At 50.3% G+C, this 17587-nt stretch carries 19 protein-coding genes; 8 read left to right on the forward strand and 11 right to left on the reverse strand.

Going from position 1 to position 17587, the window contains the following annotated elements; genetic code table 11:
* Nucleotides 1-7: 7 nt before the first annotated feature.
* From DWZ44_RS09185 to tsaE, 5 genes are all read right to left on the reverse strand, one after another.
* Complete coding sequence (locus tag DWZ44_RS09185; protein WP_117804711.1) at nt 8-1006, reverse strand: alpha/beta fold hydrolase; 999 nt, start codon at nt 1004-1006, stop codon at nt 8-10.
* Between the two features lie 46 nt (nt 1007-1052).
* Nucleotides 1053-1295, reverse strand: coding sequence for a hypothetical protein (locus DWZ44_RS09190; RefSeq protein WP_022462249.1), 243 nt, complete (start codon nt 1293-1295; stop codon nt 1053-1055).
* 168 nt (nt 1296-1463) lie between these two features.
* On the reverse strand, nt 1464-1919 hold the full coding sequence (gene rimI, locus DWZ44_RS09195; RefSeq protein ID WP_179965869.1) for a ribosomal protein S18-alanine N-acetyltransferase: 456 nt from the start codon (nt 1917-1919) through the stop codon (nt 1464-1466).
* Nucleotides 1916-2668: a tRNA (adenosine(37)-N6)-threonylcarbamoyltransferase complex dimerization subunit type 1 TsaB gene (gene tsaB / locus DWZ44_RS09200; protein WP_117804712.1), complete on the reverse strand. Its 753-nt coding sequence runs from the start codon at nt 2666-2668 to the stop codon at nt 1916-1918. The genes rimI and tsaB overlap by 4 nt, the downstream gene beginning before the upstream one ends.
* 117 nt (nt 2669-2785) lie before the next feature.
* Nucleotides 2786-3205: a tRNA (adenosine(37)-N6)-threonylcarbamoyltransferase complex ATPase subunit type 1 TsaE gene (tsaE, locus tag DWZ44_RS09205; RefSeq protein WP_117804713.1), complete on the reverse strand. Its 420-nt coding sequence runs from the start codon at nt 3203-3205 to the stop codon at nt 2786-2788.
* A gap of 245 nt (nt 3206-3450) precedes the next feature.
* Here tsaE and DWZ44_RS09210 point away from each other — a divergent pair, with 245 nt between their 5' ends.
* The 8 genes from DWZ44_RS09210 (at nt 3451) to DWZ44_RS09245 (ending at nt 12166) form a co-directional block, all read left to right on the forward strand.
* Nucleotides 3451-4659: an aspartate kinase gene (locus DWZ44_RS09210; RefSeq protein ID WP_117804714.1), complete on the forward strand. Its 1209-nt coding sequence runs from the start codon at nt 3451-3453 to the stop codon at nt 4657-4659.
* Between the two features lie 149 nt (nt 4660-4808).
* Complete coding sequence (locus DWZ44_RS09215) at nt 4809-5327, forward strand: peptidylprolyl isomerase (protein WP_117804715.1); 519 nt, start codon at nt 4809-4811, stop codon at nt 5325-5327.
* Between the two features lie 2 nt (nt 5328-5329).
* Nucleotides 5330-5860 carry a GNAT family N-acetyltransferase gene (locus DWZ44_RS09220; protein ID WP_158565859.1) on the forward strand — a complete coding sequence of 177 codons (531 nt, stop codon included), beginning with the start codon at nt 5330-5332 and terminating at the stop codon, nt 5858-5860.
* A gap of 470 nt (nt 5861-6330) precedes the next feature.
* Nucleotides 6331-7590 (forward strand): saccharopine dehydrogenase family protein, encoded by a 1260-nt coding sequence (locus DWZ44_RS09225; RefSeq protein WP_022462242.1) that lies wholly within the window; start codon nt 6331-6333, stop codon nt 7588-7590.
* A 4-nt stretch (nt 7591-7594) separates the two neighbouring features.
* Nucleotides 7595-8728 carry a carboxynorspermidine decarboxylase gene (nspC, locus tag DWZ44_RS09230; RefSeq protein WP_117804717.1) on the forward strand — a complete coding sequence of 378 codons (1134 nt, stop codon included), beginning with the start codon at nt 7595-7597 and terminating at the stop codon, nt 8726-8728.
* Nucleotides 8700-9839: an agmatine deiminase gene (gene aguA / locus DWZ44_RS09235; protein WP_117804718.1), complete on the forward strand. Its 1140-nt coding sequence runs from the start codon at nt 8700-8702 to the stop codon at nt 9837-9839. Before nspC ends, aguA begins: the two co-directional genes overlap by 29 nt.
* Nucleotides 9827-10705, forward strand: coding sequence for an N-carbamoylputrescine amidase (gene aguB, locus DWZ44_RS09240; protein WP_117804719.1), 879 nt, complete (start codon nt 9827-9829; stop codon nt 10703-10705). Before aguA ends, aguB begins: the two co-directional genes overlap by 13 nt.
* 63 nt (nt 10706-10768) lie before the next feature.
* Nucleotides 10769-12166, forward strand: coding sequence for a Na+/H+ antiporter NhaC family protein (locus tag DWZ44_RS09245; protein WP_117804720.1), 1398 nt, complete (start codon nt 10769-10771; stop codon nt 12164-12166).
* Nucleotides 12167-12240: 74 nt separating this feature from the next.
* On the opposite strand, the gene atpC is transcribed toward DWZ44_RS09245, so the two are convergent.
* Genes atpC through atpF form a run of 6 tightly spaced genes read right to left on the reverse strand, consistent with a single transcriptional unit; the run spans nt 12241 to nt 17556 of the window.
* Nucleotides 12241-12642 (reverse strand): ATP synthase F1 subunit epsilon, encoded by a 402-nt coding sequence (atpC, locus tag DWZ44_RS09250; protein ID WP_022462237.1) that lies wholly within the window; start codon nt 12640-12642, stop codon nt 12241-12243.
* A gap of 14 nt (nt 12643-12656) precedes the next feature.
* Nucleotides 12657-14057 (reverse strand): F0F1 ATP synthase subunit beta, encoded by a 1401-nt coding sequence (gene atpD, locus DWZ44_RS09255; RefSeq protein WP_022462236.1) that lies wholly within the window; start codon nt 14055-14057, stop codon nt 12657-12659.
* Nucleotides 14058-14092: 35 nt separating this feature from the next.
* On the reverse strand, nt 14093-14959 hold the full coding sequence (gene atpG, locus DWZ44_RS09260) for an ATP synthase F1 subunit gamma (RefSeq protein WP_055227962.1): 867 nt from the start codon (nt 14957-14959) through the stop codon (nt 14093-14095).
* An 18-nt stretch (nt 14960-14977) separates the two neighbouring features.
* Nucleotides 14978-16507 carry a F0F1 ATP synthase subunit alpha gene (gene atpA, locus DWZ44_RS09265; RefSeq protein WP_055220549.1) on the reverse strand — a complete coding sequence of 510 codons (1530 nt, stop codon included), beginning with the start codon at nt 16505-16507 and terminating at the stop codon, nt 14978-14980.
* A gap of 9 nt (nt 16508-16516) precedes the next feature.
* Nucleotides 16517-17056 carry an ATP synthase F1 subunit delta gene (atpH, locus tag DWZ44_RS09270; RefSeq protein WP_117804721.1) on the reverse strand — a complete coding sequence of 180 codons (540 nt, stop codon included), beginning with the start codon at nt 17054-17056 and terminating at the stop codon, nt 16517-16519.
* Nucleotides 17053-17556 carry a F0F1 ATP synthase subunit B gene (atpF, locus tag DWZ44_RS09275; RefSeq protein ID WP_022462448.1) on the reverse strand — a complete coding sequence of 168 codons (504 nt, stop codon included), beginning with the start codon at nt 17554-17556 and terminating at the stop codon, nt 17053-17055. Before atpF ends, atpH begins: the two co-directional genes overlap by 4 nt.
* Nucleotides 17557-17587 lie beyond the last annotated feature (31 nt).

Consider the following 17587-nt stretch of genomic DNA (forward strand, 5'->3'; position numbering starts at 1 on the left):
AAAATGATCAAACACCGCCGCTCCCTGCCAGAGCGCCGTCCGGGGTCTGCGGGGGTGTGCTTCCCCCCTCCACATTCCCCACCACTTTTTCTTTCTTCAACCACTTCCAGACATCGCCATACACGCGGTACTTCTCTTTCTCATTCAGTATTTCATGCCGCATTCCCGGATACAGCTTTCCTCTGACATTGCGGTACCCGATCAGCCGCATATGGTCGATGGATTTTTTAAAGCGCCGCACATTCACATAACACGGATCATCCCCGCCGGACAAAAACAGCACCGGCAGCTTCCGGTTTGTGCAATGCCATCCATGGAATCCATACGTCTCCTTCAGCAGGTCATTCAGCGCAAAAAAAGCATCATCCGAAAACGTAAAGCCACAGAGTGGGTTTTCTTCATACTCCCGCACCACCTCCGGGTCCGAACAGCACCAGGCGAACCGGCTCTTCTCATCCGCAAACCGCGCCGCAAACGATCCAAACGACATCGCCTCCAGAAGATTGCTCCGATGCTCATCCCCGAGCACCGCCGCTTCTGCGTGTCCTACAGCCGCACCCAGCGGCCGCAGATAATTCTTGCTCGGTGAACCACACACAATCAACGCATCCAGCTCCCTATCATGCTCCTTCGCATACGTGCGCACAACCAGGGATCCCATACTGTGTCCCATCAGAACAAACGGAAGATCCGGGTACTCCTTCTTTGCCCACTTCGTGACAAGAAACAGATCCTCCACAAGTCCTGCGCCGCCTGCGCCGTACATAAATCCGAGGTCCTGCTCCGACTTCACACTCTTTCCGTGCCCGCGGTGATCATGAATCACACACACTACACCGTGTTCCGCCATAAACTCCATAAACGGCAGATACCGCTCCTTGTATTCGCTCATTCCATGGCTGAGCTGCAGAAGCGCCGTCCGCTGTACGCCCTCCTCCGGCTCCACCACAAGCCCGTCAAGCATCAGTCCATCCACCTTCGACTGAATCGTAAAACCTCTTTGCATTGCACCTTCCCCTTTCTTCCAGAACGATGCCGAACTGCCCGAAATTCTAAACCTCCGTGTCCTCCGAAATTTCCGGCGGAACCGCAAACGACAATGTAATCCGATCGTAGCACTCCTCGCACAGATCAAACTCATGCTTTTCCAGGTCCTTCCCGGAAAAGTACCCCCACGTCGTGTCGACCGAGCAGATCCCCTCCAGCAGCATTCCATTCTGTATTTTCATGCTTTTTCCGCAGCAGTTACACACCGCCGCTTCCAGCTCATTTGTGTTTTTGTTGTATTTCCGCATTTTTCTTCCTCCCGTGTATCAAAAAACGTTTCTTTCTTCGTTCCTGACACAAAACAGAAATCAGATTCTCCTGTGTCCTGTCGATTGTAACACATCTTTCCCGCCATTCCTACTGGGAATGAAAGGAAAGTCCTGTGCGTTAAATGCGTATACAATAACGATTTCTCTCTACCTCTTCGGAACCGATTCATCCGTCCGGCTCATCAGCACCGCATCCTCCTTTGGAAGATCGTAGTACCCCTTCCTGAGGCCGTCCTGCACAAAGCCAAGACTCTCATACAGATTCCGCGCCGGCGTATTGCCGATGCGCACATCCAGATGAATGACGCGCACCTTTCTCTCCTGCATCCGACGGAACAGTTCTTCCATCAGTGCACGGCCGATGCCGCGTCTTCTCGCTTTTTCTGCCACGCAGACATTTGTGATCTCACTTTCATCAAAGGAAATCAGGATTCCGAGATATCCTAAAATTTCACCGTCCTCCTCTGCTACAAGAAACAGTGCGTCGTCACGGATCAGAAATGTAAAAAATCCGGTTTCTGTCCACGGAATCGAAAAGTTGGCCTCCTCAATCGGCATCACCTGCTCCAGATCATCGATCTGCATTTCACGGATTGTGATCATTCGCTTTTTTCTCCGTTCTCCTGTTTTTTCACCACATCGGCATGCTTCACAGATTCCCGCTCCGCTCTTTCACGCTCCGCCTGCGATTTTCTCAGGTATTCCGGCTCGTGCTCTTCTGCCGTCTGAATCTTACCTTCTTTGTAATAAACCTCAGCCAGTGCTCCGACGGCTGCCGCTCTCTGGCGGTTGACGTGTGCCGGTGCAAAGGAAAACGGAATCGTCAGCAGTGCCTCTAATTTTTCCCGGTAAACCGCAACGCCGTCCCCGAGGAAAATCACTTCGTGGTCGAGGCAGTTCAGGCCCTCCGCCAGTGCCTCAATGCTCATCGTATCCTGTTCCCAGACCGTATCGAGACGATGATCCGTGTAGCAGTAAACTCCGGTATAGACCTGGTTTCTTCTCGCATCCATGATCGGGCAGACAAATTTGTTAGTATCCCAGATATTGTACGCGATTGCCGCCGTCGTTGGAATGGAAATCAGTGGTTTTTCAAGTGCCAGACCAAGTCCCTTGGCTGTTGCAGAACCGATGCGAAGACCGGTAAACGAGCCCGGACCTCCGGCAACTGCAATCGCATCGATCGTCGAAAGATCCAGCTCTGTCATGTTCGAGATTTCATCCAGCATCGGAAGCAGAGTCTGGGAATGTGTTTTTTTATAATTTACGGTGTATTCCGCAAGCAGTGTGTCATTTTCAACAACAGCCACCGAAGCCACCAGGCCGGAGCTGTCCAGTGCAAGTATTTTCATAATTTTTTGTTTCCTTTCCGATATTTCCTTCCTGTGCAACTCATTTTGGCAGTCTGCCGGAAACAGGAATCTTTACGATTTCCTTTTGTTTTTCCACCACATTCAGGATTTTTTCTTTTATTCCACCGTAATTTTCCGGTAATCAAACCCTTTTTCGAGGTCTTTTTCTATCGTAATCGAAATCGCACCCTCCGGGATCAGCTCTTCAATCAGTTCTGCCCATTCGATCAGGCAGACACCCTCACCGAAAAAATAATCATCGTATCCGATTTCTTCCATTTCTTCTATATCACCGATCCGGTAAACATCGAAATGATAAAATGGCAGACGTCCTTCGGTATATTCCTGAATAATGGTAAATGTGGGACTGTTGACTGCCTCTGTGATGCCAAGTCCTTTTGCAAAGCCCTGCGTCAGAACGGTTTTTCCAACACCAAGGTCTCCGTTTAATGTATAAATCTGGCCAGGCTTCGCCGCTTTTCCCAGCTTTTCGCCAAGGACAAGCGTCTCCGACGCAGAATTTGTTTCTATGATCATATGCTTTCTTCTCCTCTTTTTCTGCCTATCATTTTAACACAAACAAAAAGGTAATACAACCGCAGAACGAAACCGCTTTTCCTTGTGCTTTTCCTTGCTTTTTCTATCTGTTTTCGCTATACTATGTATCAGAGTTTCGCGGCCCAAAAACGTCCCACTCCTGTTTTTTCGGCCCGGAAAACGCGGTAAAACACGCTCTGCGCTTTTGTCCGCGTAAATCAAAAAGGAAAGAGATCAAAACTGTTATGCTGACTGTAATGAAATTTGGCGGAAGCTCCGTCGCAGATCTTGCGCACATCCGCAATGTAGCACAGCGCTGCATCGAAAAACAGCAGGCCGGAAGCCAGGTCGTTGTCGTTCTCTCCGCGATGGGAAAAACGACGGACGGACTGATTGCAACCGCAAAACAGATTACGGAAAAACCGTCCCGCCGCGAGATGGATATGCTTCTTGCCACCGGTGAACAGGTTTCCGTTTCCCTGATGGCCATAACCATGATTCAGATGGGCGTCAGTGCTGTTTCTTTAAATGCCTGGCAGGTACCGATGCACACGACCTCCGATTATCAGAACGCGCGCTTCAAACGGATCGACACCGAGCGCATCCGTAAAGAGCTGGATGACAACAAAATTGTCATTGTCACCGGCTTCCAGGGGATCAACAAATACGATGATATCACAACGCTCGGACGCGGCGGCTCCGATACGACTGCGGTTGCCCTCGCTGCAGAGCTGCACGCGGATGTCTGTGAAATCTACACGGATGTAGACGGCGTCTACACCGCAGATCCGCGGATTGTACCGAATGCGCGCAAGATGGAAGAGGTAACTTACGATGAAATGCTGGAGATGGCTTCGCTCGGCGCAAAAGTCCTTCACAGCAGATGCGTGGAAATCGCAAAAAAATACGGCGTGGAACTTCTGGTCTGCTCCAGTCTGAACCGGAATTCCGGAACGATGGTAAGGGAGAAAACCAAAATGGAAAAAATGTTAATCAGCGGCGTGGCTGCCGACAAAAATGTGGCAAAAATCCGTGTTGCAGGCCTTGGCAACGATCCGGAGAGCACGTTCCGCCTCTTAAATTTACTGGATCGGAACAATCTGAACATCGATGTCATGATCCAGTCACTCGGAAAGGACGGCACAAAGTCCGTTTCCTTTACCGTTGCAAAGCCGGATATGCTGCGCACGATCGATGTGCTGAACGACAACAAGGATTTGCTCGGCATCAAAAAGCTGGATTATGATGAGAACGTGGCAAAGATTTCCGTCATCGGAGCCGGTGTCCGCTCCCATTCGGGCGTGGCTGCCAAAATGTTCGGCGCGCTCGCCAATGCAGGAATCAATACCGAGATGGTTACCACCTCAGAAATCCGCATCACTGCCCTGATCGACGAAGCATACGCAGATCAGGCAATGCGTGCGCTCCATGAGACATTCCTGGAGCGTGTCTGAAAAAAAGGGGGGACCCCTTTGATACCAGATTGCTACGTGCTTTGCACTCCGGCAATCATCAAAAACATTCGTAATCCGCTCATTTTCTTCGAAAAATGGCTGCTTACGTCTTATCAAAAAATCGTTTAAAAATCAGGAGGAAAACAATGATGTCTAACCCAATCGTTACAATTACTATGGAAAACGGCGATGTGATGAAAGCAGAGCTTTACCCGGAAATCGCCCCGAACACCGTGAACAACTTCATCAGTCTGGCAAAAAAAGGCTTCTATGACGGTCTGACCTTCCACCGTGTCATCCCGGGATTCATGATCCAGGGCGGAGATCCGGCAGGCACAGGCGCCGGCGGCCCGGATTACTGCATCAAGGGTGAGTTCTCCCAGAACGGATTTGAGAACAACCTCGCACACACCCCAGGCGTTCTCTCCATGGCACGTACCATGTTCCCGGACAGCGCAGGAAGCCAGTTCTTCATCATGCACAAAGCTGCTCCGCATCTGGACGGCGCATACGCTGCTTTCGGAAAAGTAACAGAAGGCCTGGAAGTCGTAGATAAAATCGCATCTGTCAACACCGACTACAGCGACAAACCGCTGCAGCCGCAGAGAATGGCTACCGTTACCGTTGAGACCTTCGGCGTCGAGTATCCGGAACCGGAGAAATGCTAAGGATGAACGATGAACTGATGTTAGTTGAACCGTCGGAGGAATACTTCGCCGAGCTCGCCGCCTACCGGAACGATTTTCTGGAAAACAGCGATTCCATGGACGGCTGCGGACCGCTTCGCCGGTTTGATGATATGAAGGCGTATCTTGAAGATACCATGCGGTATACCAGAGAGGAGACTCTGCCGGAGGGCATGGTTCTCGCAACACAGTTTCTGTGCATCCGCAAATCAGACAACCGCCTTGTCGGCATGATTCAGGTGCGCCACTACCTGAACGATTTTCTGCGCACCTTTGGCGGCCATATCGGCTACTCCGTCCGCCCGTCGGAACGCAGAAAAGGCTATGCCTCCTGGATGCTGAAAAATGTGCAGCCGTACTGCAAAAGCCTCGGCCTTTCCGAAATTCTGGTCTGCTGCCTGGATACCAACGAGGGAAGCCGCAGAACGATCCTGAAAAATGGCGGCCAGTTCGACGGCACCGCTTATCGTGCCGATGAAAACAAAACACTGGAGCGTTACTGGATCACCCTGTGATTTTTAATCTTCCATTTCGCATAGCTCTGAATAGTTCCACAAATTTTTCTTGACATCCATGTCATTTCACTTTATAATTTGGAACTGCAAGCGAACAATTCTGTTCTTATGCAAAATATATGCCCCTGGTAAAAAACCGACGGACAGGCAGGGGTAGTTGCCGAGCGTGGTTAAGAGCCACATTATTGATTGCGTTAAAAGCGCAAATTTTATGAGTTGATTACTTTATAATCGATGCTCTACGACGAGCACATCATCTTATGAAACGGTCAATAAGAGTACGTGACTATATATTTCTGCATAGGAAAACAGGGAGAAGCCTGGATTTTTGTCCATCCCCTGAAGTTTGCACAATACGATCATGTATAAATTTCGATTTTTAGACAGATGATGCACGTCATCTGTCTTTTTTTCGTGCTTATAGCCAAAGATGAACCCAACACCATTTTCTGAAAAAGGAGAACCAAACAATGTCAAAAGTTATGATCATCGGATGCGGCGGTGTTGCATCCGTAGCCATTCACAAATGCTGCCAGAACAGCGAAGTATTTTCTGAAATTATGATTGCAAGCCGCACCCTTTCCAAGTGCGATGCTTTAAAAGAAAAGCTGGCTCCGACCACAAAAACCATTATCACAACAGCAAAGGTGGATGCCGACTGTACAGAAGAATTAATCGCCTTAATCAAACAGTATCAGCCGGACGCTGTATTGAACCTGGCTCTTCCTTATCAGGATCTTACCATTATGGATGCCTGCCTTGCATGTAAGGTTCCTTACATTGATACTGCAAACTACGAAGCAGAAAACACGGATGATCCGGCATGGCGTGCGATCTACGAAAAGAGATGCGAAGAGCTTGGCTTTTCTGCTTACTTTGATTACTCCTGGCAGTGGGCCTATATGGACCGTTTCAAGGAAGCCGGCATCACCGGTCTTCTCGGAACCGGCTTTGACCCTGGTGTCACCAGCGTTTTTGCAGCCTATGCACAGAAACACTATTTCGATGAAATTCACACGATTGATATTCTGGACTGCAACGGCGGCGATCATGGATATCCGTTTGCAACCAACTTCAATCCGGAAATCAACCTCCGCGAGGTATCCGCTCCCGGTTCTTACTGGGAAAACGGCCACTGGGTGGAAATTCCGCCAATGTCGATCAAACGGGAATATAACTTCGATGAGGTAGGCGAGAAGGATATGTACCTTCTTCACCATGAAGAAATTGAGGCTCTTGCCAAAAACATCCCGGGCGTAAAAAGAATCCGCTTTTTCATGACCTTCGGCCAGAGCTATCTGACCCATATGAAATGTCTGGAAAATGTAGGACTTCTCTCGACCACTCCGATTACCTTCAATGGACAGCAGATCGTACCGATCCAGTTTTTAAAAGAGCTTCTTCCGGATCCTTCCACTCTTGGTCCGCGCACCGTGGGTAAAACCAACATCGGCTGTATTTTTACCGGTATCAAGGATGGAAAAGAAAGAAGCATTTACATTTACAATGTCTGTGACCACCAGGAATGCTACCGGGAAGTAGAGTCTCAGGCGATTTCCTACACAACCGGCGTTCCGGCCATGATCGGAACCATGATGGTCGTGAACGGCCTCTGGAACAAGCCGGGTGTCTACACCACAGATGAATTCGATCCGGATCCGTACATGGAAGCACTCAACAAGTGGGGTCTTCCGTGGAAGGTCGTAGAAAATCCTGTTTTAGTAGATTAAGCCTATGTATAAGATAAACGAACTGCCAACTCCCTGTTTTGTCATTGATGAAGGCAAACTGGAAGAAAACTTAAAGATCCTGCACCAGGTAGAAGAACGCACCGGTGCAAAAATTCTGCTGGCTCAGAAATGCTTTTCCTGTTTTTCGGAATATCCGCTGATTGGAAGATACATCAGCGGAACGACTGCCAGCGGACTCTATGAGGCGCGGCTTGGCAAGGAAGAAATGGGGCTGGAGAATCATGTGTATTCTCCGGCCTACCGCCCGCAGGATATGAAAGAGCTCGCACAAATCTGCGATCACATTATTTTCAATTCAGAAAAACAGCTCCGAACGTACCTCCCCGTACTTGAGGCTTCCGGAACCGCAAAAGCCGGACTTCGCATCAACCCGGAATGCTCCACGCAGGAAGGCCATGCGATTTACGATCCCTGTGCGCCCGGCTCCCGCATGGGCATCCGCGCCTGCGATTTTACAGACGAACTGGCCGATCTTGTGGACGGTCTTCATTTTCATACCCTCTGTGAACAGAATTCGGATGATCTGGAAACCACGCTGCGTGCCGTGGAAGAAAAATTCGGCAAGTGGCTTTTTAAAATGAACTGGCTTAACATGGGAGGCGGACATCATATCACCCGTGATGATTACGATATCGAACGCCTGATTTCCTGTATCAACCATATGAAAGAAACGTATGGTCTTCAGATTTACCTGGAGCCCGGGGAAGCATTTGCCTTAAACGCGGGCTACAATGTCACAGAAGTTCTCGATATTGTCGAAAATAACGGAAAAATTTTAATTCTTGACACGTCCGCCGCCTGCCATATGCCGGATGTGCTTGAGATGCCGTACCGCCCTCCGCTCAAAGACAGCGGACTGCCCGGGGAAAAGTCTTATACCTACCGCCTTTCCTGCAATACCTGCCTGGCGGGCGACGTAATCGGCGAATATTCCTTCGATTCCCAAATCCAGATCGGTGACAGACTGTATTTTGAAGATATGGCGATTTATTCGATGGTAAAAACCAATACCTTTAACGGAATCCCACTCCCTTCCATCGCGGTGATGGACAAAGCTGGAAACTGCCGAATCATAAAGGAGTTTGGATATGAAGATTTCAAAAACCGATTGTCTTAGAACCCCAAAAGCCGATGGCTTTTACATGCCGGGCGAATTTGAGCCCCACGAAGGCACACTGATGATCTGGCCGTGGCGCCCCGGTTCCTGGAATTACGGGGCAAAAGCGGCAAGAGCGGCATTTGCAGAAATTGCAGAAACAATTGCCGCTCATGAGCAGGTCTATCTCTTCGTCCGGCCACAGGATAAAGCATCGGCACAGGAACTGCTTTCCTCCGACCGGATTCATCTGATTGAAGCCCCGACAGAGGATGCCTGGGCGAGGGATACCGGTGCTACGTTTGTGCTCAACGATCAGGGCGTCCGAAGAGGAATTCAATGGGAATTCAACGCCTGGGGCGGCCAGTATGACGGTTTGTATTCCCACTTTGAGCATGACCGTGAGGTTCCGGAACGAATCTGCAGTTTTCTCGGAGATTCCTTCTATAATGCCCGCCCCTTTGTTCTGGAAGGCGGTTCCATCCATGTTGATGGAGAAGGAACCCTGCTTACGACCGAAGAATGTCTGCTGAGTCCGGGGCGCAATCCTTCTCTTACAAGAGCGGAAATTGAAGAAAAGCTGCGTCAGTATCTTTCGGTTGAAAAAATCATCTGGCTGCCTTTTGGTATTTACAACGATGAAACCAACGGCCATATTGATAATATGTGCTGCTTTGTAAAGCCAGGAGAAGTGCTTCTTGCCTGGACAGATGACGAAAACGATCCTCAGTATGCCAGAAGCAGGGCCGCTTTTGATCTTCTCTCCCATACCGTTGACGCGAAGGGACGAAGCTTTGTGATTCACAAGCTGCCCATTCCGAAGCATCCCATCTGTATTACAGAAGAAGATCTTCTCGGCTATGATTTTGAAGCTGGCGAAGACCAGCGGGAAGCCGGCGAACGTCTTGCCGCCAGTTATATCAATTTTTACCTTGCCAATCACTGTGTCCTTCTTCCCCGGTTCGGCGATGAAAACGACACTGTGGCTGCAGAAATTCTCGGAAAATGCTTCCCGGATCGACGAATCCTTCCGATCGATGCACGCGTCATTCTGACCGGCGGAGGCAACATTCACTGTATTACCCAGCAGATTCCGGCAAAGAAAAGAGGAAACAGATTATGCGAAATATAAAAATTGCCGCACTGCAGTTTTCGTGCTGCAGTCAGGTACAGGAAAATATAGACAAAGCAGAGACTCTGGTCCGTGAAGCCGCTTCCAACGGAGCCAATCTCATCCTTCTTCCTGAATTGTTTGAAAGACCGTATTTTTGTCAGGAAAAGCGATACGATTATTATGATTATGCCATGCCCTTGACAGAAAATCCCGCCGTCCGGCGCTTTCAGTCCGTTGCCGGAGAACTTGGAGTCGTGATTCCGGTCAGCTTTTATGAAAGGGATGTTCAGCGCCTGTTCAACTCGGTTGCCATGATTGATGCAGACGGATCCATTCTTGGCGTTTACCGCAAGACTCATATCCCGGACGACCATTTTTATCAGGAAAAATTCTATTTCACTCCCGGTGATACGGGATTCAAGGTCTTTGAAACACGTTTCGGAGCCGTCGGCGTCGGCATCTGCTGGGATCAGTGGTTTCCGGAAACAGCACGATGCATGGCCGTTCAGGGTGCTGAAATCCTGCTCTATCCTACCGCTATCGGAAGTGAGCCGATCCTGAATGTAGACAGCAGCGGGCACTGGCGACGCGTTATGCAGGGACATGCGGCCGCAAATCTTGTTCCGGTTGCTGCTGCAAACCGGATTGGTACTGAAACCGTAATGCCCTGTGAAGAAAATGGCGGCCAGTCCTCTTCTCTTACTTTCTACGGTTCTTCCTTTATTGCCGATGCAACCGGTGAACTCGTGGCATCTGCCGGAAGAGATACCGAGGAAATCCTGTATGCTTCCTTCGATCTGGATAGCCTGCGTGAAGAACGTTTTTCCTGGGGCCTTTTCCGTGACCGGCGGCCGGAAACCTACCGTATCATGACGAAACAGTAAAGCCCCGTCGCTTCCTACAGCGGTACGCTGCATCACATATTCTAACTACAAAGGAGAACCGCTATGCAATATGGAGTTTTATGTCTGCTGCCGCCTGCAGCGATGCTGATTTTTGCATTAAAAACAAAAAAATCTTTCGAAGCTCTGATTTTCGGAACCCTGGTTGCCTATCTCATCATGTATAAAGCGGCTTTTATCGAACCCTGGTGTGATCTTCTGCTTTCAGAAATCAGCAACGCAGATAACCAGTATATTCTTCTTCTCTGCGGACTGTTCGGAGGCTTCATTTTCCTGCTCCGCGAGGCAAAAGGAACACTTGGTTTTTCCAACCTGTTAAGCCGTTTCTGTAAAAATGAACGGATCACCATGATGATGTCGGTATTTCTCGGAATCATTATTTTTGTCGATGACTATCTCAACATCATGACCGTTGGAACCTGTATGAAGGATGTCTGTGACAAACGAAAAGTCCCAAGACAGGCGCTTGCCTATATCATTGACTCAACCGGTGCACCTATCTGTGCACTGATTCCCTTTTCCACCTGGGTGGTCTTTTATTCCGGTGTTTTTATTCAGGAACCGGATATTCTCAACATGGGCTTTTCCACCGGTATGAGTGTTTACTTAAAAGTGCTTCCTTATATGTTTTATCCCATGGCTGCACTTCTGGTTGTGGTTCTGTTTGCCTGCAAACTGATGCCAAAGCTCGGAAAAATGAAAGATGCCTATACCGATCTGGAAAAGAAAGAGCAGACACCGGAGCATCCAAAAATGCACAATGCCCCTTCCGTTGACATTGCCATGGCCGGAATGAGCGTTGATTACCCGCCCGAAAATACCAATCCCGGAAATATACTGGATTTTCTGATCCCCATCGGTATTCTGATCGGTGTGACAGTAGCCACGCAGGATATGATGCAGGCGATTATTCTTGCTCTTGCTTCCTGTATGATTCTTTATCTTCCGCGGAAAAAAATGACCTTTACGCGGTACGTGGAACTGTTCTTTGCCGGCTTTGCAGATATTCTTCCGGTTCTCGCCATTCTTCTTGCATCCTTTATGATCAAGACTGCCTGCGGCGAAATGGGACTCTCGGAATACGTCATCAACCTGTGTGTTCCGTATATGAATGCCAAAACACTGGCAGCTATTATTTTTGTTGTCATTGCAGTTCTGACCTTTGTCACCAGCTCTTTCTGGGGAATTGAGGCCGTAGCCGTTTCCATCGTTGTTCCGCTTGCCATCGCCCTTGATGCTAATGTACTTCTGGCGCTTGGCGCTGTCGTATCCGGCGGTGTTTTCGGAAGCCATGCATGCTTCTATTCCGACGCAACGGTTCTTTCCTCCGCGACCTGCGAGATTGACAATATGTCACATGCCGTGTCGCAGTTTCCTTACGTCCTGATCAGTGCTGCTCTCGCCGTATCGGGATTCTTAATCTGCGGAATTTTTGCTCTTTAAAAAGCACCCTTAAAATAAAAAAAGTCTTCGACGATCGGATTTTCCCAGATTCGTCGAAGGCTTTTTTTGTTTTTTTATTCTTTTACACTCAACCGCACCAGCGCACGCTGCAGCTTGGCTTCGGCAATACGGTATTCTTTGTCCGTCAGACCGCCGTTTGCCAGCGCCTGCTCGGCCCTGTGTTTGGCAGCCTCGGCGCGCTCTGCATCAATATCCTCTTCCCACTCCCAGGTCGTTGCCAGGACACGGCAGACCCCGTTCATCATGGAAAGCATTCCGCCGATGCAGGCGGCATTTCTTCTCGTTCCGTCCTCCAGCACAATATGCGCCTCGCCCATACCGAGTGCAGTGCAGTAATTGCAGTGCCCAGGCAGAATTGCCAGGTCGCCGCTGATGGTTCTGCAGACAACGCGCGCTACGTCACCCTCATAGAGAAGTCCGTCCGGCGTGCCGACACGTAAAGGAAATGTACTCATACGTCATTCCTCCTTTACTGATTCAGTGCTTTTGCTTTTTCAAATACCTCGTCGATGGTACCTGCAAACAGGAAGCAGCTCTCCGGAAGATCGTCGCACTCGCCGTCGAGGATCATGCGGAATCCGCGCAGGGTTTCTTTTAACGGCACGTATTTTCCTTCCATACCGGTAAACTGCTCCGCTACCGAGAAGCTCTGGGACAGGAAACGCTGTACCTTACGGGCACGGCTGACCGTCAGCTTATCCTCCTCGGACAGTTCATCCATACCCATGATGGCGATGATATCCTGCAGCTCTTTGTATCTCTGCAGCACCTGCTGTACGGCACGTGCTACCTCATAGTGCTCATGGCCTACGATTTCCGGTGTCAGGATACGGCTGGTAGAATCGAGCGGATCAACAGCCGGGTAAATACCCTGGCTGGAGATTTCACGGGAAAGTACCGTCGTGGCATCCAGATGGGTAAACGTTGTTGCCGGAGCCGGGTCGGTCAGGTCATCGGCCGGCACGTAAACAGCCTGTACCGATGTGATGGATCCCTTTCTTGTGGAAGTAATACGCTCCTGCAGTGCGCCCATCTCGGTTGCCAGCGTCGGCTGGTATCCTACTGCGGACGGCATACGGCCAAGCAGAGCCGAAACCTCGGAACCTGCCTGCGTAAATCGGAAAATATTATCGATGAACAGCAGCACATCCTGATTTTTCACATCACGGAAGTATTCTGCCATGGTAAGGCCGGAAAGTCCGACACGCATACGCGCTCCCGGCGGCTCGTTCATCTGTCCATAGACCAGTGCTGTTTTATCGATAACACCGCTCTCTTTCATCTCGTTGTAAAGGTCATTTCCTTCACGGGTACGCTCTCCGACACCGGTGAAAACGGAAAGTCCGCCGTGCGCCGTTGCCACGTTGTGGATCAGCTCCATGATAAGGACTGTTTTTCCAACGCCGGCACCGCCGAACAGACCGATTTTTCCGCCCTTGGCATACGGGCAGATCAGGTCAACGACCTTGATTCCGGTTTCGAGGATTTCCGTTGCCGGAACCTGTTCCTCATAGGACGGCGGATCGCGGTGGATCGGCCATTTTTCTGCTGTTTCCGGTGCCGGCTTATTGTCTACGGTCTCACCGAGCAGGTTGAACACGCGGCCTAAGCACTCCTCTCCGACCGGAACGGCGATCGGGCCGCCCGTGTCGACTGCTTTCGTTCCGCGGACAAGTCCGTCTGTGGACTTCATGGCAATGCAGCGAACCATGTTGTCGCCTGTCTGCTGCGCCACTTCCACAACCAGCTTCTCGCCGTGGTTGTCTATCTCGATGGCATTCAGAAGTGCCGGCAGCTCTCCTTCCGGAAAACGGATGTCCAGAACAGGACCCGTTACCTGCACAACCTCGCCAATGTGTTTTTCACTCATTTAACGACTTCTCCTCACTTTTCTTGTTTCCACTCTTACACGCCTTCCGCACCGCCGACGATCTCCGTGATCTCCTGCGTAATGCTTGCCTGACGGGCACGGTTGTAATACAGATTGAGCTGTTCAATCATCTCCTCTGCATTTCCCGTTGCCGCCTCCATTGCGGTACGGCGTGCCGCAAGCTCACTTGCCACACTCTCACAGATACCGCCGTAGATCAGGCCGCCTAAGTATTCCGGCACAATCGCTTCAAATACCTCGACACCGTTTGGCTCATACAGGATCAGATTCCGGATTTTTTTCGCTTCCGGATCCTCTCCGTCCTCTTTTGCAATGTCAATCAGAGGCAGGATCGGCACGGAAACCGGCATCTGCGACAGCATCGACACGAATTTTGTGTAACAAAGCTCCACATGTCCGAAGGTCCCTTTCCGGAACTCACGGCACAGTGCGCGCGCGATCTCAAAGCTGTCTGCCACAGAAAGATTTGCGATCTCGGCAAAGCTGTCCGTCAGGATTTCCAGCTTCCGGGATTTTGCATACTCCACTGCCTTTTTGCCGACCGGAACCACACAGATCTCTTTTCCTTTGGCATCTGCCTCAAAGCATCGGAACAGATTCGCGTTGTATCCGCCCGCAAGGCCGCGGTCTCCGGCAACCAGCACGTAGCAGCATTTCTCGTTTTTTGCCTCTTTTGCATAAATGGAATAAAATTCCGTGTTTCCTTTTGCAATATCCTGCAAAGTGCGGTACAGCTCCTGAAAATACGGACGGCAGGTATCAGCCCGCTCCTTCGCTTTTCGCAGCTTGGAGGACGCTACAAGTTCCATCGCCTTGGTAATCTGCATCGTGCTTTCGACACTTTTGATCCGCAGCTTTACGGCTTTCATGTTTGCAGCCATAGGCTCCTCCTTCTTTCCTTATTTTGCAGGTCTTGTATTGATAAAGTTTTCGGTGTACGATTCGAGCGCACTTTTCAGCTTCTCTTCGGTATCTGCCTCGAGTTTTCCGGTTGCGGAAATCTCCTGCATCACGGCAGCACCCTCGGCATCGGTATCAAGCCAGGTATACAGTCCGTCCTCATAGGCGCGGACATCCTCAGCTGCAACCTTTGACAGAATTCCTTTCGTTACCGCATAAAGAATGGCCACCTGTTTTTCTACCGGAACCGGTGCATTCTGGTTCTGTTTTAATACTTCCACGATACGCACACCCTGCTCCAGACGCGCCTTTGTATCGGCATCCAGATCGGATCCGAACTGTGCAAAACTTGCCAGCTCGCGGTACTGGGAATAGATCAGTTTCAGAGTTCCGGCTACCTTCTTCATCGCCTTAATCTGCGCATTTCCACCGACACGGGATACGGATACGCCAGGGTTTACCGCCGGCATAACGCCCGAGTGGAACAGCTCTGTCTCAAGGAAAATCTGTCCGTCTGTGATGGAGATGACGTTCGTCGGAATATAGGCGGAAATATCGCCTGCCTGGGTCTCAATGATCGGCAGGGCCGTCATGGATCCGCCGCCATGTTCATCGTCCAGCTTTGCGGCACGCTCCAGAAGTCTGGAATGGAGATAGAAAACATCTCCCGGATAAGCCTCACGTCCCGGTGGACGGCGGATCAGCAGGGAGAGTGCACGGTATGCAACCGCGTGCTTACTTAAGTCATCATAAATAATCAGCACATCTTTTCCCTGATACATAAAGTACTCGCCCATGGCACAACCGGAATACGGTACGATATACTGCAGCGGGCTCGCTTCGGATGCCGTCGCTGCCACGACGATGGTGTACGCCATTGCGCCGTTCTTCTCAAGATTTTCTACTAAGGACGCTACTGTCGAACGTTTCTGTCCGATGGCAACGTAGATACAGATCACATCCTTGCCTTTCTGGTTCAGAATGGTATCGGTTGCGATCGTTGTCTTTCCGGTCTGACGGTCTCCGATGATCAGCTCTCGCTGACCTCTTCCGATCGGAACCATGGAATCGATCGCTTTAATACCGGTCTGCAGCGGCTGATTAACACCTTTTCTCTCACAGATGCCCGGTGCCGGGCTTTCAATCGGACGGTACTCTGCTGCCGTAATCGGGCCTGCGCCGTCGATTGGCTGGCCGAGCGCGTTGACAACGCGTCCGATCATGCCTTCTCCGACCGGAACCGAAACAACTTTTCCCGTTCTTTTTACAAGCTGTCCCTCGCTGATGTTCTCGCCGGAACCGAATAAAACGACAGATACGCTGTTTTCCTCGAGGTTCTGTGCCATTCCATAGCTTCCATCCTCAAATTCCAGCAGCTCGCCTGCCATGCAGTTCGAAAGACCGCTGGCTCTTGCGATTCCGTCTCCGACCATCAGAACGGTGCCTGTCTCATCCTGCCGGATCGCATTTTCATAATATTTGATCTGGCTGCGGATGACCTTGGATATTTCTTCTGGTTTCAGTTGCATGTTTTCCTCCTACACCACTGTATTGCTGATTCTTCTGGAAAGCTCGGCCAAACGTCCCTTTACGGTTCCGTCAAACAGCTTTCCGTCGAGTTCTACGCGGACACCCGCCAGAACGGACGGATCGGTTTTCAGTTCCATCACGACCGTTTTTCCACTCATCGTTTCCAGTTTTTTCTTCAGAAGCTCTTCCTGTTCCTTCGACAGGGATGCTGCGCTCGTCACAACTGCCTCGGCAATGTTGTGGGCTGCGTAGTATCTGCGCTGAAATGCTTCCTGGCATCCGCCGAATTCACGGAGAAGATTTTTTTCACACAGCAGTTTGATAAAATTGACCAAATACGGTTCCGCCTGGCTGCCAAATGCCGCGTCGATCAGCCCGATCCGCTCTTTTCGCGGAATCGAAGGCTCCGATAAAAGGCGCGGATACTCCGGGTTTTCCCGGAACAGAGCTCGGATCTCCTTCATCTCAGAAAGGATTTCCTCTTCGAGATGCTCCTCCTGGGCCAGCTCATACAGGCTCCCACCGTATACTCTGGCAGTTTCTGTCATGATGCTTCACCTACATTCGATATAAATTCATCTATCAGCTTCTCATGGTCTTTTTCATTAATCTCACGTTCAATGACCTTTCCGGCAATATCCATGGCAATGCCGCCGATCTCGCCTTTGACTTCATTGACCGCTTTCTTTTTCTCCTGGGCAATCTCTTTTTCTGCCTTGTTTTTCAGGGCAGCTGCCTGTTCGGAAGCCTCTTTTACGATTTTCTCGCTCTGCAGCGTCGCTGTCTTTCTGGCGCTTTCGAGAATCTCGTTGGCCTTTGCCTTGGCCTCCTGCATATTCTGCTCATATTCCTCTTTGATGGCGTTGGCTTCTTTTTTTGCCGCCTCTGCGTCTGTAATCTCCGCATCGGCTGCCGCACGCCGTTTTTCCAGCATCTCATTGATCGGTTTGAAAAGGAACCGTTTGATCAGATACATCTGGATGAAGAGGTTGCAGATCTGTGCGATAAAAGTCCAGGGGACAATTCCTACCAGTTCCTGAACCTGCATAGTTTCTTTCCTCCTAGCAATCATTTACTCC

The sequence above is a fragment of the Blautia sp. AF32-4BH genome (assembly GCF_003460565.1).
Taxonomy (GTDB): Bacteria; Bacillota; Clostridia; order Lachnospirales; family Lachnospiraceae; genus Fusicatenibacter; species Fusicatenibacter saccharivorans.

Coding starts and splice junctions, on each gene's coding strand:
- DWZ44_RS09185 (WP_117804711.1), bottom strand. CDS start 1,006: ATGCAAAGAGGTTTTACGATTCAGTCGAAGGTGGATGGACTGATGCTT.
- DWZ44_RS09190 (WP_022462249.1), bottom strand. CDS start 1,295: ATGCGGAAATACAACAAAAACACAAATGAGCTGGAAGCGGCGGTGTGT.
- rimI (WP_179965869.1), bottom strand. CDS start 1,919: ATGATCACAATCCGTGAAATGCAGATCGATGATCTGGAGCAGGTGATG.
- tsaB (WP_117804712.1), bottom strand. CDS start 2,668: ATGAAAATACTTGCACTGGACAGCTCCGGCCTGGTGGCTTCGGTGGCT.
- tsaE (WP_117804713.1), bottom strand. CDS start 3,205: ATGATCATAGAAACAAATTCTGCGTCGGAGACGCTTGTCCTTGGCGAA.
- DWZ44_RS09210 (WP_117804714.1), top strand. CDS start 3,451: ATGCTGACTGTAATGAAATTTGGCGGAAGCTCCGTCGCAGATCTTGCG.
- DWZ44_RS09215 (WP_117804715.1), top strand. CDS start 4,809: ATGTCTAACCCAATCGTTACAATTACTATGGAAAACGGCGATGTGATG.
- DWZ44_RS09220 (WP_158565859.1), top strand. CDS start 5,330: ATGAACGATGAACTGATGTTAGTTGAACCGTCGGAGGAATACTTCGCC.
- DWZ44_RS09225 (WP_022462242.1), top strand. CDS start 6,331: ATGTCAAAAGTTATGATCATCGGATGCGGCGGTGTTGCATCCGTAGCC.
- nspC (WP_117804717.1), top strand. CDS start 7,595: ATGTATAAGATAAACGAACTGCCAACTCCCTGTTTTGTCATTGATGAA.
- aguA (WP_117804718.1), top strand. CDS start 8,700: ATGAAGATTTCAAAAACCGATTGTCTTAGAACCCCAAAAGCCGATGGC.
- aguB (WP_117804719.1), top strand. CDS start 9,827: ATGCGAAATATAAAAATTGCCGCACTGCAGTTTTCGTGCTGCAGTCAG.
- DWZ44_RS09245 (WP_117804720.1), top strand. CDS start 10,769: ATGCAATATGGAGTTTTATGTCTGCTGCCGCCTGCAGCGATGCTGATT.
- atpC (WP_022462237.1), bottom strand. CDS start 12,642: ATGAGTACATTTCCTTTACGTGTCGGCACGCCGGACGGACTTCTCTAT.
- atpD (WP_022462236.1), bottom strand. CDS start 14,057: ATGAGTGAAAAACACATTGGCGAGGTTGTGCAGGTAACGGGTCCTGTT.
- atpG (WP_055227962.1), bottom strand. CDS start 14,959: ATGGCTGCAAACATGAAAGCCGTAAAGCTGCGGATCAAAAGTGTCGAA.
- atpA (WP_055220549.1), bottom strand. CDS start 16,507: ATGCAACTGAAACCAGAAGAAATATCCAAGGTCATCCGCAGCCAGATC.
- atpH (WP_117804721.1), bottom strand. CDS start 17,056: ATGACAGAAACTGCCAGAGTATACGGTGGGAGCCTGTATGAGCTGGCC.
- atpF (WP_022462448.1), bottom strand. CDS start 17,556: ATGCAGGTTCAGGAACTGGTAGGAATTGTCCCCTGGACTTTTATCGCA.